We start from the raw sequence: 15,330 nt of genomic DNA on the forward strand, positions 1-15,330 counted from the left end.
CCTTACAACGCCAGAGGCGTTTTGGTCCGAGAGACCGAAAGAATTTTCAGCTTTGTTCACCGGATTACGTCCAGTGGATTTTGTGCTGTGACAAGGCGGCACGCGAGACGACGTGAAGGAGCATACACGAGTATGTGACTGAGCGGCGCGAGCGGGGCAACGCAGTCAGAGCGCGAAAGACACGGACGAAAACAGAATACGCCTGGCGGCAACAGCGCGGTGGTCCCACCTGACCCCATGCCGAACTCAGAAGTGAAACGCCGTAGCGCCGATGGTAGTGTGGGGCCTCCCCATGCGAGAGTAGGGAACTGCCAGGCATCAAATAAGTAAAGAAGCCCCGGACGAGAGTCCGGGGCTTTTTTACGTCCGTACTCCGGCAAATTTCCCGCTAAAAACCCCTCCATAACGACTTATTTAATCCTGAAAAAATTCTGACGCGCTTTTATTCCGACCTTATTGCTGCTGCTCACCGCGCGGCGCTCGCGGCCATTGCCGCTCAATGCTGAAACATTTTCATAAACCGCATGAAGACTCGACATCCAGCGGCAGCCAGGCTAATCTCGGGCATCTGGATGTCTAAACGTTTATATGGTTATCAGCAAGAGGTCAGCAGGTTATGCCAATCAGGATCCCCGACGAATTACCGGCAGTGAATTTTTTGCGTAATGAGAATGTCTTTGTCATGACCTCATCGCGCGCCAGTGTTCAGGAGATTCGTCCGCTTAAAGTATTGATTCTTAACCTGATGCCCAAAAAAATTGAGACCGAAAACCAGTTTCTGCGCCTGCTCTCTAACTCGCCACTGCAGATCGATGTTCAGCTGTTACGCATCGACAGCCGCGAGTCGCGCAACACGCCAAGCGAGCATCTGAACAACTTCTACTGCAACTTCGACGATATCGCTAACGATAACTTTGACGGCCTGATTGTCACCGGCGCGCCGCTGGGGCTGGTTGATTTCAATGATGTTGCCTACTGGCCACAGATTCAGCGCGTGCTGCACTGGGCGAAAGAGCACGTCACTTCTACCCTGTTCGTTTGCTGGGCGGTGCAGGCGGCGCTTAACATCCTGTATGGCATTCCTAAACAGACGCGACAGAACAAGCTGTCTGGCGTCTATGAGCATCAGATCCTTCATCCGCACGCGCTACTGACGCGCGGTTTTGATGACAACTTCCTGGCACCGCATTCACGCTATGCTGATTTTCCCAGCCAGCTGATTCGTGACTATACCGATCTCGAGCTGTTTGCCGAATCAGAGAGCACCGGTGCCTATCTGATGGCGAGTAAAGACAAACGACTGGCGTTTGTCACCGGCCATCCGGAATATGACGCTCTTACGCTGTCGGGTGAGTACCATCGGGACTACGAGGCCGGCCTGCACCCTGAGGTGCCGTTCAACTACTTCCCGCAGGACAACCCGGAATTGCCGCCGCGCGCCACCTGGCGTAGCCACGGCAACCTGCTGTTCTCCAACTGGCTCAACTACTACGTCTACCAGATTACACCATTCGATCTGCGCCACATGAATCCAACGCTCGAGTAAAACGCCTGCTAAAAGCGCGTTTAAACCTGCCGTGACAGCCGCGTGTTGTCGCGGCTTTTTTTTGCCTTTTTTCTATGATGGAACGTATTGCCTTTATTTCGTGAGATTAAATTACAGTTAAATCAGATAAATAAAATCAAATAAACACCAAAATGGAAATAGCTTTTGAAATTAAAATAAAAATGATTATGCTCTGATCTTGCCGGTTAAAAAACACCCTACAGCCCGATCCTGTTGTTAGAAAAAGGATCAAACCAGGAGGCAGCCCGCATGACAGACACGGTTATCAGCCCGACACTGACCTTTAGCCAGCCCTTTACCCACGCGGAAAAGCAGCTGCTGACGCCCGAAGCCATTGATTTCCTGCACTCGCTGGTAGTGCGCTTTGCACCCGAGCGCGAGCGTCTGCTGAAAGCGCGTCAGCAGCGCCAGCAGCGCTACGATCAGGGGGCGTTGCCAGACTTTGATTCGGAAACCGCTTCCATTCGGCAAAGTGACTGGCAGGTGAGGCCCATTCCTCAGCTGTTGCGCGATCGCCGCGTCGAAATTACCGGTCCGCCAGATCGCAAAATGGTGATCAACGCGCTGAACGCTAACGTCAAAGTGTTCATGGCCGATTTTGAGGATTCGCTGGCACCGACCTGGCAAAAACTGCTTGATGGCCAGCTGGCGCTGCGCGATGCGGTTAACGGCACGCTGAGCTTCACCAGCGAAAACGGCAAGATCTACCAGTTACGATCCGATCCGGCGCTGCTGATGTGCCGGGTTCGCGGCTTACATCTGGATGAGAAGCATGTTGAGTGGCGCGATCGGGCCATTCCCGGCGGGTTATTCGACTTTGCGCTCTATCTGTTTCACAACGTCACCGCGCTGCTGGAGAAGGGCCACGGTCCGTGGTTCTATCTGCCGAAAACCGAGCATGCGGCGGAAGTGGCATGGTGGCGGGAAATCTTCCGCTTCAGTGAAGATCGTTTCGATCTGCCGCGCGGCACCATCAAAGCCACGGTACTGATCGAGACGCTACCCGCGGTATTCCAGATGGATGAGATCCTGTGGGAACTGCGCGATCACGTGGTTGGCCTCAACTGTGGTCGCTGGGATTACATCTTCAGCTACATCAAAACGCTGGGCCAGCATGGTGACCGCATTCTGCCGGATCGTCAGCAGATCAGCATGGACCAGCCGTTCCTCGAGGCTTATTCGCGCCTGCTGATCAAAACCTGCCACCGGCGCGGTGCGCTGGCGATGGGCGGCATGTCGGCGCTGATCCCGGCCAAAGACGCTGAACGCAACGCCTGGGTGATGCAGAAAGTGCAGGAGGACAAAGCACGGGAAGCGGGCAACGGCCATGACGGTACCTGGGTCGCCCATCCTGGCCTGGCGGATATCGCCATGGCGGAGTTTGACCGTCAGCTGGGCGATCGCCCCAATCAGCTGCACGTCAGTCGTGAACAGGATACGCCGATCACCGCCGAGCGCCTGCTGCGCCCGTGCCGTGGTCAGCGCACCGAAGCCGGAATGCGCGCCAACATCCGTGTTGCGCTGCAGTATCTGGAAGCGTGGATCAGCGGCAATGGCTGCGTGCCTATTGATGGGCTGATGGAGGATGCCGCTACCGCGGAGATTGCCCGCACCTCCATCTGGCAGTGGATTCACCACAAGCAAATCCTCAGCGATGGTCAGCTGGTGACCGCCGCGCTGTTCGAACAGTTTCTTGATGAAGAGCTGGCGGCCCTGCGCCACAGCCTGGGTGACTCGCGCTTTGACGCCGGTCGCTACAAAGATGCGGCTGCGCTGATGGCGCAAATCACCACCGACGAACAACTGGTTCCTTTCCTCACCCTGCCGGGCTACCGCCTGCTGCCCTGACTCTGGAGATACTGCTATGTCAAATCGTACCCAACAGATCGCTCAACTGGAAAATAGCTGGCTGGCATCACGCTGGCAGGGCATTACCCGTCCTTACAGCGCCGAAGAGGTCATTAACCTGCGCGGCTCCGTTAATCCCGCCTGCACGCTGGCGGATCGCGGCGCGAGAAAGCTGTGGGCACTCCTGAACGGTGACGCGCGCAAAGGCTATATCAACAGCCTCGGTGCCCTGACCGGCGGACAGGCGGTGCAGCAGGCGAAAGCCGGCATTGAGGCGATTTATCTCTCCGGCTGGCAGGTGGCGGCCGATGCAAATCTGGCCGGGCAGATGTATCCGGACCAGTCGCTCTACCCGGTCAATTCGGTGCCGAACGTGGTGGAACGTATTAACCAAAGTTTTCAGCGCGCCGATCAAATCCAGTGGACGAGCGGACTGTCGCCGGACGATGACGGCTTTATCGATTACTACCTGCCGATTGTCGCCGATGCGGAAGCCGGATTTGGTGGGGTGCTCAATGCTTTTGAGCTGATGAAAGCGATGATTCAGGCCGGCGCCGGCGCGGTGCACTTTGAAGATCAGCTGGCGGCGGTGAAGAAGTGCGGGCACATGGGCGGCAAGGTGCTGGTGCCGACGCAGGAAGCGATTCAGAAACTGGTGGCGGCGCGGCTGGCGGCCGATGTGATGGATGTGCCCACGGTGCTGATTGCACGCACCGATGCCGACGCTGCCGATCTGATTACCTCCGATTGCGACGAGCGCGATGCGCCGTTTATTTCCGGGGAACGGACCGCTGAAGGCTTCTTCCGCACCCATGCCGGTATCGAACAGGCGATAGCCCGTGGCCTGGCGTATGCGCCGTATGCCGATGTGCTGTGGTGCGAAACTTCCACGCCGGATCTGGCGCTGGCGCAGCGCTTCGCCGAGGCGATTCACGCGCAGTATCCCGGCAAGCTGCTGGCTTACAACTGCTCGCCTTCGTTTAACTGGAAGAAGAATCTCGACGATCGCACCATTGCCCGCTTCCAGCAGGCACTGAGCGAGATGGGCTACCGCTTTCAGTTCATCACTCTGGCCGGCATTCACAGCATGTGGTTCAACATGTTCGACCTCGCGCACGCTTATGCGCAGGGCGAAGGCATGCGCCACTACGTGGAAAAGGTGCAGCAGCCGGAATTTGCCGCACGCGAACGCGGCTACACCTTCTCTGCGCATCAGCAGGAAGTGGGCACCGGTTATTTTGACCGCATAACCACGGTGATTCAGGGCGGCAGCTCGTCAGTTACCGCGCTGACCGGCTCCACCGAAGCCGCACAGTTCTGATCAGCGTACTCGCGGTGCGCAGCATGGCGCACCGCTTCACTGGCTCACGCTTGCCGGAGATTGCAGATGTCACCGAGAGAATCCCTTATCGCCCACACGATTCTGCAGGGTTTTGATGCGCAGTACGGTCGCTTTCTCGATATTACCGCAGGCGCGCAGCAGCGCTTTGAACAGGCGGACTGGCAGGCGGTGCAGCAGGCGATGAAAGCGCGTATCCATTTGTACGATCATCACGTCGGACTGGTCGCCAATCAGTTGCGCATCCTCAACGAGATGGCCGACTGGGATGACGCCTTCTGGCTGCGGGTGAAAAGCCATTATGCCACACTGCTGCCGGGCTATCCGCGTCATGAAATTGCCGAAAGCTTTTTTAATTCTGTCTATTGTCGCTTGCTGGGGCACAGCCACTTACTGCCTGAGCGGCTGTTTATCCTGCCGTCACAGCCGTACGCGCCCGCGCCGCCGGCGCAGCGACCGCTGTCGCGCCTGTACCGGCCGCAGCACAACTGGCATGAGACGCTGCGTCAGGTATTGAATGACATTCCGTTGCGGCTGACGTGGCAGGATCAGACGCGCGACATCGGCTGGATTGTGCGTCATTTGCACGAGCAGTTCAGCGCGGCACAGCTGGCCCATGCCACGCTGGACGTCGCCAGCGAGCTGTTTTATCGCAACAAAACCGCCTGGATTGTGGCGCGGCTGCAGCTGAGCGCGGGCGAGATTGTGCCGTGTCTGCTGCCGATTCAGCGCGACGACGCCGGCCGGTTGTGGATCGATACCTGTCTCACCGACAGCAATGACGCCAGCATCGTGTTTGGCTTTGCCCGCGCCTATTTCATGGTGTACGCGCCGGTGCCAGCCGCGCTGGTGGCCTGGCTGCAGCCGATTTTGCCGGGCAAAACCCTTGCCGAGCGTTACATGGCGATTGGCTGCCAGAAACACGGTAAAACCGAATGCTATCGCGAATATTTAGATTACCTGGCGCATAGTCAGGAAGCATTCACCATCGCACCCGGCGTGCGCGGTATGGTGATGCTGGTATTCACGCTGCCCGGTTTTGATCGGGTATTTAAGGTGATTAAAGATCGCTTCGCGCCGCAAAAAGAGGTGACGGATGCGCAGGTGCGCGCCTGTTACCGGCTGGTCAAAGAGCATGACCGCGTCGGGCGCATGGCTGACACCCAGGAGTTTGAGCATTTCGCCATCCCGCGCGCGCGCATTCCGGCGGCGCTGATGGCGGAATTTGAGCGCGAGATTCCGGAAAAAATCGAGCTGCGCGATGACGTAGTGATCATCCGCCACTTATGGCTGGAGCGTCGTATGCAGCCGCTTAACCTGTGGCTGATGCAGGCGACGCCGGAACAGCGCCAGCACGCCATTGAGGAGTACGGCGATGCGATTTGTCAGCTGGCGGCGGCCAATATCTTCCCCGGCGATATGCTGTTTAAAAACTTCGGCATGACGCGCCATGGCCGCGTGGTGTTTTACGACTATGATGAAATCCGCCCGATGACCGAGCTGGTGTTCCGCGATGTCCCGGCGGCGCGTTACGAAGAGGATGAGCTGCAGGCCGAGCCGTGGTACAGCGTCGGGCCGGATGATGTGTTTCCGGAAACCTTCCGCTACGCGCTGTGCAGCGAACCGGCGACCGGAAAACTGCTGCAGGCGCTGCATCCGCAGTTGTTCGATCCCGGCTGGTGGCGCGCACTGCAGGCGCGGATCCGTGCCGGGCATATCGAAGAGGTGATGGCGTGGCGCGCCGGACAGCGTTTCAGCGCGCGCTACGCGTCAGTGGCCGCCTAGCGGCCGGCATAGCTCAGTGTTACCTGCTTCGCCGCGCGGATCACCAGCGCCCCGAGTTCAGTAATGCGGTCGTCGGTCATGCGCGCCAGCGGGCCGGAGATGGAGATGGCGGCAAACGGTTCGCCGTGTTCATCATAAATCGGTGCCGCCACACAGCGCAGGCCGAGCGCGTGCTCTTCGTCGTCGTGCGAAAAACCCATCTTACGGATCAGCGCCAGATTCTCCTTCAGGCTATGCGGCGACATCAGGGTTTTCGGCGTGTAGTGATGTAATCCCTTCTGATGCAGCAGAGCGGTGACCTGATCATCGCTAAGGTGAGCGAGAAACGCTTTGCCGGCACCGGACGCATGCATCGGCAACTTGCCGCCAATCGGCGCTGACATGCGCATCAGCTGGGTGCACTGTACCTGGTCAATAATCACCGCCTGATAATCACTGAGATCCAGCACCGCCAGATTCACGGTTTCGCCGGCTTCTTCCATCAGCCGGCGCAGGATCGGGTGCACGATCGCTAGCAGATTGCGGCTCTGCAGAAAACTGCTGCCGACCACAAAGGCATGAGCGCCAATGGTCCATAAACCGAGGTCGCCCACCTGATGCACAAATCCCTGCTGCTGCATGGTAGTCAGCAGGCGATGAGTGGTGGAGTTGGGAAGCCCGGCCTGTTGCGCCAGCTCGGTCAGCGCCACGCTACCGTGTGATTCGGCAATCAGCTCCAGTAAACGCAGCCCGCGCGTCAGAGATTGTACCTGGCCGCCGGCAGGGGCACTGGCCACCGGAGCCGTACGGGGTTTTTTGCCGCGTTTCGCGGGCGCAGGGGTTGCCATAACATCTCCACAGTCATTGCAGGTATGGAAACCATTTTCGTTTTTAATGGTATGAATGCAAACGCTGGCTGACTGGTCGGATCTGCTGGTCGTTTTGCCGCCGGTGGCCGTAAACGGGTGACTTTTGCTCATTTGAAAGTTGTGCCAGTATGACTGGCTGGCATTTAGCCAGCGTAATGACGTGGATGGGGCAAGAGTGAGCAATAAAACCGCAACGCTACAGCAGCAGCTGGCACAACGCATTATGATTCTGGACGGTGGCATGGGCACCATGATCCAGAGTTACAAACTGGATGAGCAGGATTTTCGCGGCAGCCGCTTCGCTGACTGGCCGTGCGATGTGAAAGGCAATAATGACCTGCTGGTGCTGAGTAAGCCGGACGTCATTCGCGAAATCCACGATGCTTACCTGGCGGCTGGTGCGGATATTCTCGAAACCAACACCTTCAACGCCACCCCGATTGCCATGGCCGACTATGAAATGGCCGCGCTGTCGGCGGAGATCAACTTCGAAGCGGCGAAACTGGCGCGCGCCTGCGCCGACGCGTGGACGGCAAAAACGCCCGATCGCCCGCGCTACGTTGCTGGCGTGCTCGGCCCGACCAACCGCACCTGCTCGATCTCGCCTGACGTCAACGATCCCGCGTTTCGTAACATCACCTTCAATCAGCTGGTGGACGCCTACCGCGAATCGACCCATGCGCTGATTAGCGGCGGTGCTGACATCATCATGATCGAAACGGTGTTCGATACCCTGAATGCCAAAGCGGCGATCTATGCGGTACAGAGCGAGATGGAAGCGATGGGCGTGACGCTGCCGCTGATGATCTCCGGCACCATTACCGATGCGTCAGGCCGTACGCTCTCCGGCCAGACCACGGAAGGATTCTACAACTCACTGCGCCACGCGGAGCCGCTGTCGTTCGGCCTCAACTGCGCGCTTGGCCCGGACGAACTGCGCCAGTATGTGCAGGAGCTGTCGCGCATTGCCGAAGGCTATGTCAGCGCCCACCCTAACGCCGGTCTGCCGAATGCCTTCGGCGAATATGACCTTGATGCGGCGACGATGGCGGCGCAGATTGGCGAGTGGGCGCGCGCCGGTTTCCTCAACATTATTGGTGGCTGCTGTGGCACCACGCCGCAGCACATTGCGGCGATGGCGGCAGCGGTCGAGGGCGTGCCACCGCGACCGCTACCGGAAATAGCCGTCGCCTGCCGTTTGTCTGGCCTCGAACCGCTCAATATTCAGGCCGATTCACTGTTCGTCAACGTGGGTGAGCGCACTAACGTGACCGGCTCGGCCAAATTTAAGCGCCTGATTAAAGAAGAGAAGTACAACGAAGCGCTGGACGTGGCGCGCCAGCAGGTGGAAAACGGCGCGCAGATTATCGATATCAATATGGATGAAGGCATGCTGGATGCGGAAGCGGCCATGGTGCGCTTTCTCAACCTGATTGCCGGTGAGCCGGATATTGCGCGTGTGCCGATCATGATCGACTCCTCGAAATGGGAGGTGATTGAGAAAGGCCTGCAGTGCATTCAGGGCAAAGGCATCGTCAACTCCATCTCGATGAAAGAGGGCGTCGAGCCGTTTATTGAGCACGCGCGCAAAGTGCGGCGCTACGGCGCGGCGGTGGTGGTAATGGCGTTCGACGAAGTGGGCCAGGCGGACACCCACGCGCGCAAAATTGAGATCTGCCGCCGCGCCTACCACATCCTCACCGAAGAGGTCGGTTTCCCGCCGGAAGACATCATTTTCGACCCCAATATCTTTGCCGTGGCCACCGGCATCGAAGAGCACAACAACTACGCGATGGATTTCATCGGTGCCTGTGAAGACATCAAACGCGAACTGCCGCATGCGATGATCTCCGGCGGCGTCTCCAACGTGTCGTTCTCGTTCCGCGGTAACGAACCGGTGCGCGAGGCGATTCACGCGGTGTTCCTCTACTACGCCATCCGCAACGGCATGGACATGGGCATCGTCAACGCCGGTCAGCTGGCGATTTATGACGATTTGCCGGCGGAGCTGCGCGATGCGGTTGAGGACGTGATCCTCAACCGGCGCGACGATGGCACCGAGCGACTGCTGGCGCTGGCGGAGAAGTATCGCGGCAACAAAGGCGAGGGTGAGCAGGACAAGCAGCAGGCCGAATGGCGCAGCTGGGACGTGGTGAAGCGGCTGGAATATTCGCTGGTGAAAGGCATCACCGAGTTTATCGAGCAGGACACTGAAGAAGCACGCCAGGCTGCGGCACGGCCGATTGAAGTCATTGAAGGGCCGCTGATGTCCGGCATGAATGTGGTCGGCGATCTGTTTGGTGAGGGCAAAATGTTCCTGCCGCAGGTGGTGAAATCGGCGCGCGTGATGAAGCAGGCGGTGGCCTACCTCGAACCCTTTATCCAGGCGAGCAAAGAGGCCGGCCGCAGCAACGGTAAAATCGTGCTGGCGACGGTAAAAGGCGACGTGCATGACATCGGCAAAAACATTGTTGGCGTGGTGCTGCAGTGTAACAACTACGAAATCATCGACCTGGGCGTGATGGTGCCGGGCGACAAAATCCTGAAAACCGCGCGTGAGGAAAACGCCGACATCATCGGACTTTCCGGCCTGATTACCCCGTCGCTCGACGAGATGGTGAACGTGGCGAAAGAGATGGAGCGCCAGGGCTTTACGCTGCCGCTGCTGATTGGCGGGGCCACCACCTCGAAAGCGCACACGGCGGTGAAGATTGAGCAGAATTACAGCGGCCCGACGGTTTATGTGCAGAACGCCTCGCGCACCGTCGGCGTGGTCTCTTCGCTGCTGTCGCCCACGCTGAAAGAGGCGTTCGTGGCGCGCACGCGTAAGGAGTACGAGACCGTGCGGATTCAGCACGCGCGTAAAAAGCCGCGCACGCCGCCGGTCACGCTACAGGCCGCGCGCGATAATCATTACGTCATTGACTGGCAACGCTACACGCCACCGGTGGCGCATCGTACCGGCGTCAGCGCAGTGGAGGCCAGTATCGATACGCTGCGCAACTACATTGACTGGACGCCGTTTTTTATGACCTGGTCGCTGGCCGGCAAATATCCGCGCATCCTGGAAGATGAGGTGGTGGGCGAAGAAGCCACGCGGCTGTTTGCCGATGCCAATGCGATGCTGGATAACCTCAGCGCGCAGGGCACGCTCAGGCCGCGCGGCGTGGTCGGTATTTTCCCGGCTAACCGGGTTGGCGACGACATTGAAATCTACCGTGACGAGACCCGGCACGAGGTGCTGTGCGTCAGCCATCATTTACGTCAGCAAACGGAAAAAACCGACTTTGCCAACTACTGTCTGGCGGACTTCGTGGCGCCGAAATCCAGTGGTAAAGCGGATTATCTCGGCGCGTTTGCCGTCACCGGCGGGCTGGAGGAGGATGCGCTGGCGGCGGCGTTCGACCAGCAGCACGATGATTACAACAAAATCATGGTAAAAGCGGTGGCGGATCGCCTGGCGGAGGCGTTTGCCGAATATCTGCATGAGCGCGTGCGTAAGGTGATCTGGGGCTATGCCGCCCATGAAAATCTCAGCAACGACGAGCTGATTCGCGAAAATTACCAGGGCATTCGTCCGGCGCCGGGCTATCCGGCCTGTCCGGAACACACCGAGAAGGCACAAATCTGGCAGCTGCTGGATGTGGAGCATCACACCGGCATGAAACTGACCGAATCTTTTGCCATGTGGCCCGGTGCCGCGGTGTCCGGCTGGTATTTTAGTCATCCGGAGAGTAAATATTTCGCCGTGGCGCAGATTCAGCGCGACCAGGTGGAAGATTACGCGGCGCGTAAAGGCATGAGCGTCAGCGACGTGGAACGCTGGCTGGCACCGAATTTAGGCTACGACGCGGATTGATGAATTGCCGGCGCAGCGCGCGCAATCAAATGCTGGCAGGCGGTCGCCATCAATGGCGACCCTACATGGTTCACGTAGGGTGCGCATTAATGCGCACCGTTAAATGGCGCGGGTTTAACCCCGCGCTACGATTTAATAAAAACGCGCATCGCGATCGGCGGTCAGATCGTACAGCTGGTACTTACGGCCCAGCATCTGACCGCCGTCACGCGTCAGCGGCACCCAGTTCACCTGCGCACGGCCACGGGTTGGCGTGACGGTAAACAGATCCATCGGAATCGAAATATAGAAACCTTTGGTGAAATCCCCTTCGCCATACGCTTCGGCTGACACGTTGGTTTTGGTGGCGTAGAAGCCGACCATCACGCCGCTGTCAAAGCGCTTCGACACATCCAGCGTGACCCCTTTGTCCTTCGCCAGATATTCACCGACGCTGGCTTTCACCAGCACATCCTGCATGAACCACGGACGCCAGTAAGCGGTAAGGTGCCCGGTCGGCGCCTTGTAATCGGTGAACTGCATCATGTTGTCCCAGTCACGCTGCTTCACGTAGTTCGCATCGAGACCAAAAGCCCAGTTGCTGTCCACCGGGCGATACAACAGTTCGCCGCCCACGCCGCCGTACATGGTTTCCAGATAGCCACCGTACACCTGGCCGTAGAAGCCATTGCCGAGATAGCGCATGTAGTTGGCCTGCAGATCATTCACGTAAACGTTGTTCTCCACGTAGTCGCGAATGTGGGTGCGCACGCGCGGCAGCGTCGAGTCGGCTGGCGCGCCGTTGTAGTTGAACTTGTCATAGTTATTGGCGATGTTGCCAAACAGGCTGCCGCCAATCAGCCAGTGATCGGTCAGCCAGTAATCGACATTGCCCATTACGCCGAGCTGGTACATGTAGAAGCTTTCCGGACCGCCGACCGACTGGTTCAGCACCGGCGACAGGCTGTAGTTGAGGCGATCCTTACGGATGAAATAGCCCTGTTCGGTGGTGCCCGGATCGATCGGTTCTTCACGCGTCTGCTGCAGCGGCTGCTCGTGGCCGAGCGGATAGCCGCGCAGTTCGTTATTCAGGCTGGCCACATCGGTGCGCGTGGTGACCTGCGGCATGTTAAAGCGCGACTCGGTGACTTCAATCGTATCAATGCCCGCCGGCAGATTGTTCATGATGATGCGGTTAGCGCGGTCAACGCCTTCGCGCGTGTCGCGATATTTGGTCTGCTCACCGGAAACGTATAGCGTGCGGCCTTTGGTCTGGATGCGCGGACCATCCAGTCCGGCATTGTATTTCAGATCGGTAAGCTGATTAGCGACCACCGTCGGCTGCAGCAGATCGCCCTGCGGCTGTGGCTGATAAGCCGGTTTTGCGCTATCAAGGTGCGACTGGTGTAAGGAATTAAAGTTGGTGCGTACGGTCACGCCAAACATAAAGGTATTGCCGCGCTCGTAGCTGGCGTTGATATCCGCCCAGTCGGTAAGGCGATAGATTGCGCCAACGTTGACCTTACTGCGCTGCTCCAGCCGGCCGGCAAAATCGTCCTGATAATCGTTGCCTTCATACTCCAGCTTCAGACGCAGCGGCTGCCACGGCGTCTGGTATTCGATGCCACCAAACAGTGCCGCCGGGCCGTGGAACATCTGCGAGCCGTTAATGGAACCCGCCGAACCGCCGCCGGTGCGGCTGCAGAAGCTATCGCTGTAGGAGCAGAACGGGTTTTTGATGGTGCCGCTGTTGCCGAGATAGCCCCAGCCCAGCCCGAGGCTGAAATCAAACGGTCCCCAGGCTTTACTCGCCACCAGATATTCACTGTCGAACAGGCCGGTACCGCCCAAATCGCGCGAACCGACCGCCACTTCCGGCAGCCAGAAGCTCTCCTGCCACAGGCGCAGCTTCAGGTCGAAGGCTTTGTCTTTATAGCTCTGGTTGCCGCTGAAGCCTTCCACCGCACTGTAGCGACGGGTGCGTACGTCGGTATAGCGCACCGTGGTTTCCAGCCACGGGAACAGCTGCAATGACGCAGAATAGTAGCGATATTGATCGTTATCGCGGAAGTTCAGGCTAAATTCGCCCTCTTTTGCCATGCGCGCGGTCGGCGTTTGCATCAGGCCCACGCCGCCAAAATCAGATTGTGAAGGACCGACCGGTTCCGGCCAGGTTTCCGCCTGCACCTGGCATGCGGCGGCGACAGAAGCAGCCAACAGGCTGAGGAGTAATTGTTTTTTCATCAGTCTGGCATCCGGTGAGTCAGAACGGAAAGCATGCGCGCATTCAAATCAGGCTGGCCCCAGGGCAGGCTCCATGTGGAGAAGCCCAGCCAGATGGTGCTGCCAGGCTCGACTTCAACATGCCGCTGATTCCAGTAGGCGATCGGCACCTGTTGCGTCTCACCTGACGGCGCAATCACCGTGGCCACGCTGCGTTCGGCACCCGATAAACGCGCATGCGGCGCGAGGTAGTCACGCACCGTGCGTCCTGGCTGCCAGCTCTCACTGCCGGGATGGCTGAGTGCGCCCATCACCCGTACCTGCGTCGGCGCTGCCACGATGTACAGGTCGTAGCTGCCCTGCAGTTTACGGTTGGCTTCCGGACGCAGCCGCACCCAGTCGGGATCGAGCGAAGTAAACTGGCGCCCGGTAACCTGCAGGGCGCTGAGCTGCTGGATTACGCTGCCGATGGTTGCGGCCAGTGAAGTACCGCTGTCGGCCTGCCAGGCGCGCAGATCCGCCAGCAGCTGAGCGTGCTGCTGCTGCGCCACGGCGGTCGCACCGCGTTCGGCAATCACCGTGCCCGGCCACCAGCTGTGCAGCGCCGGGTTCGTTACCAGTTCGCTCAGCGTGCTGGCATGATCGATCTGGAAACTGCGCTGATCGTGCGCAGGGTGTACCGTCACCTGGCTATCCGCCAGCGCGTGGCTGGCCGCCGTGAGGGCGAATGTCGCCAGCAAAGAATTGATTTTTTTCATGATTTCGCCGGCTTCAGAAGGGTAGTTGCAATCGGGAACTGGTCAGCCGCCAGCATCTGCTGCGCCTGCAGCACCGTACCGTCGCGGTTATCGATCCAGAAGGTGTTCTGCCAGCTGACGCCGGGGCTCTCCATCTCTACCGTTTCGTGCCAGACGCGGCAGGGCACCCGCTCGCCGGCGAGGTTCAGCACTTCATCGTCGCCGCGCTGAAAGGTGGAGTGGGCGGTGGCGGCGCGCACGTTGTCCTGCTCGCGCCACTGCACGACGCGCGTCCACTGCGCGCCATTTTGCAGCCGCAGCGCATCGGCCAGCGGATCCTGCGCCAGGTTACTGACGGCCTGCAGGTTGTCGCGCAGGCCGAGGGTTTTCACCAGGCGGCCGTGCTGCATCACCAGCATGGCTTTATCCTGGGTCACCCATTTCTGCTGGCCGTTTTCCAGGTAGCCCAGCACCACAAAGATGCGCGGACCGTTGTCGACGCGCGCATACAGGCTGGCGTAGGGCAGATTAGCGATTTGTTCATCGCTGACGGTGACATCGTCCGGACCGCTGATGGCGAGCATCACGGTCTGTTCGAGGCCTTTTTGCGTTTGTGTGCAAGCCTGCAGCAACAGGCAAAGAAGCAGCAAAGTGAGTCGGCGCACTGTGTATCCCTGTCTCAATAGAGGCAAAAAACAAAAAATAACCACACGACTGTGTGGTTATGTTTAAAGGTGCTACATCAACGAGTGGTGCTCGTTGTGGTAGTGGTTGTTGTACCGGTATTTGCACCGTCGCCACCGCCAGCAGCGGCAACGCCGAGACCCACTAACGCACCGAGTGCGCCGATACCCACAGCGGTGGTCGCACCGGTCGAGATTGCTCCCGCCTGCGCGCCTGCTGCAGCACCGGCTTCTTCCGGTGCGGCAATCGCAGCGGAAGAAACGGCAACGTAAAGTAAGGCTGCACCGGCAACCATCAGTTTTTTCATAACAACGTTTCCTGCATCTTGATAAAACGTGAATGAAGGATATTACCCGTCATACCGTACGCTGCCGTCCGATGGCCGCTGGGCCGCATGCAACTGGCTAACCGTGGTCAGCGCGCAATAATGTTTCCCGGGCCGCCGGGCGACAGCGGGGGAG

The 15,330-nt window shown here is 58.9% G+C and carries 10 protein-coding genes and 1 rRNA gene; 6 read left to right on the forward strand and 5 right to left on the reverse strand.

Annotation, left to right across the window (positions count from 1 at the left end; all coding sequences use genetic code 11):
* The first annotated feature begins 201 nt into the window (after window positions 1-201).
* From rrf to aceK, 5 genes are all read left to right on the forward strand, one after another.
* Window positions 202-317, forward strand: a 5S ribosomal RNA gene (gene rrf, locus F3J41_RS19895).
* 299 nt (window positions 318-616) lie between these two features.
* Window positions 617-1,546: a homoserine O-succinyltransferase gene (metA, locus tag F3J41_RS19900; RefSeq protein ID WP_031279798.1), complete on the forward strand. Its 930-nt coding sequence runs from the start codon at window positions 617-619 to the stop codon at window positions 1,544-1,546.
* 270 nt (window positions 1,547-1,816) lie between these two features.
* A complete protein-coding gene (gene aceB, locus F3J41_RS19905) occupies window positions 1,817-3,415 on the forward strand; it encodes a malate synthase A (RefSeq protein ID WP_166712190.1) in 1,599 nt (532 codons plus the stop codon).
* A gap of 16 nt (window positions 3,416-3,431) precedes the next feature.
* The gene (gene aceA, locus F3J41_RS19910) at window positions 3,432-4,736 is read left to right on the forward strand and encodes an isocitrate lyase (RefSeq protein WP_166712192.1); all 1,305 of its coding nucleotides are present in this window, start codon (window positions 3,432-3,434) and stop codon (window positions 4,734-4,736) included.
* A gap of 66 nt (window positions 4,737-4,802) precedes the next feature.
* A complete protein-coding gene (gene aceK / locus F3J41_RS19915; RefSeq protein ID WP_159377404.1) occupies window positions 4,803-6,539 on the forward strand; it encodes a bifunctional isocitrate dehydrogenase kinase/phosphatase in 1,737 nt (578 codons plus the stop codon).
* On the opposite strand, the gene iclR is transcribed toward aceK, so the two are convergent.
* Window positions 6,536-7,366, reverse strand: a complete 831-nt coding sequence (gene iclR / locus F3J41_RS19920; RefSeq protein ID WP_059012756.1) for a glyoxylate bypass operon transcriptional repressor IclR — start codon at window positions 7,364-7,366, stop codon at window positions 6,536-6,538. The two genes, aceK and iclR, sit on opposite strands and share 4 nt — an antisense overlap.
* A 196-nt stretch (window positions 7,367-7,562) precedes the next feature.
* On the opposite strand from iclR, the gene metH reads away from it, so the two are divergent.
* The gene (gene metH / locus F3J41_RS19925) at window positions 7,563-11,246 is read left to right on the forward strand and encodes a methionine synthase (RefSeq protein ID WP_166712194.1); all 3,684 of its coding nucleotides are present in this window, start codon (window positions 7,563-7,565) and stop codon (window positions 11,244-11,246) included.
* Window positions 11,247-11,378: 132 nt separating this feature from the next.
* On the opposite strand, the gene F3J41_RS19930 is transcribed toward metH, so the two are convergent.
* The 4 genes from F3J41_RS19930 to yjbE form a co-directional block, all read right to left on the reverse strand.
* Window positions 11,379-13,469 carry a YjbH domain-containing protein gene (locus F3J41_RS19930; protein ID WP_166712196.1) on the reverse strand — a complete coding sequence of 697 codons (2,091 nt, stop codon included), beginning with the start codon at window positions 13,467-13,469 and terminating at the stop codon, window positions 11,379-11,381.
* Window positions 13,469-14,206 (reverse strand): capsule biosynthesis GfcC family protein, encoded by a 738-nt coding sequence (locus F3J41_RS19935; protein WP_059009872.1) that lies wholly within the window; start codon window positions 14,204-14,206, stop codon window positions 13,469-13,471. Before F3J41_RS19935 ends, F3J41_RS19930 begins: the two co-directional genes overlap by 1 nt.
* Window positions 14,203-14,850 (reverse strand): YjbF family lipoprotein, encoded by a 648-nt coding sequence (locus tag F3J41_RS19940; RefSeq protein ID WP_166712198.1) that lies wholly within the window; start codon window positions 14,848-14,850, stop codon window positions 14,203-14,205. Before F3J41_RS19940 ends, F3J41_RS19935 begins: the two co-directional genes overlap by 4 nt.
* A gap of 77 nt (window positions 14,851-14,927) precedes the next feature.
* Window positions 14,928-15,176, reverse strand: coding sequence for an exopolysaccharide production protein YjbE (gene yjbE / locus F3J41_RS19945; RefSeq protein WP_021508031.1), 249 nt, complete (start codon window positions 15,174-15,176; stop codon window positions 14,928-14,930).
* Between the last annotated feature and the right edge of the window lie 154 nt (window positions 15,177-15,330).

The organism is Pantoea sp. Ap-870 (assembly GCF_011752515.1).
GTDB classification, from domain to species: Bacteria; Pseudomonadota; Gammaproteobacteria; order Enterobacterales; family Enterobacteriaceae; genus Pantoea; species Pantoea dispersa.

Excerpts from the sequence above, each read along its gene's own strand:
- metA (WP_031279798.1), top strand. The coding sequence starts at position 617 with ATGCCAATCAGGATCCCCGACGAATTACCGGCAGTGAATTTTTTGCGT.
- aceB (WP_166712190.1), top strand. The coding sequence starts at position 1,817 with ATGACAGACACGGTTATCAGCCCGACACTGACCTTTAGCCAGCCCTTT.
- aceA (WP_166712192.1), top strand. The coding sequence starts at position 3,432 with ATGTCAAATCGTACCCAACAGATCGCTCAACTGGAAAATAGCTGGCTG.
- aceK (WP_159377404.1), top strand. The coding sequence starts at position 4,803 with ATGTCACCGAGAGAATCCCTTATCGCCCACACGATTCTGCAGGGTTTT.
- iclR (WP_059012756.1), bottom strand. The coding sequence starts at position 7,366 with ATGGCAACCCCTGCGCCCGCGAAACGCGGCAAAAAACCCCGTACGGCT.
- F3J41_RS19930 (WP_166712196.1), bottom strand. The coding sequence starts at position 13,469 with ATGAAAAAACAATTACTCCTCAGCCTGTTGGCTGCTTCTGTCGCCGCC.
- F3J41_RS19935 (WP_059009872.1), bottom strand. The coding sequence starts at position 14,206 with ATGAAAAAAATCAATTCTTTGCTGGCGACATTCGCCCTCACGGCGGCC.
- yjbE (WP_021508031.1), bottom strand. The coding sequence starts at position 15,176 with ATGAAAAAACTGATGGTTGCCGGTGCAGCCTTACTTTACGTTGCCGTT.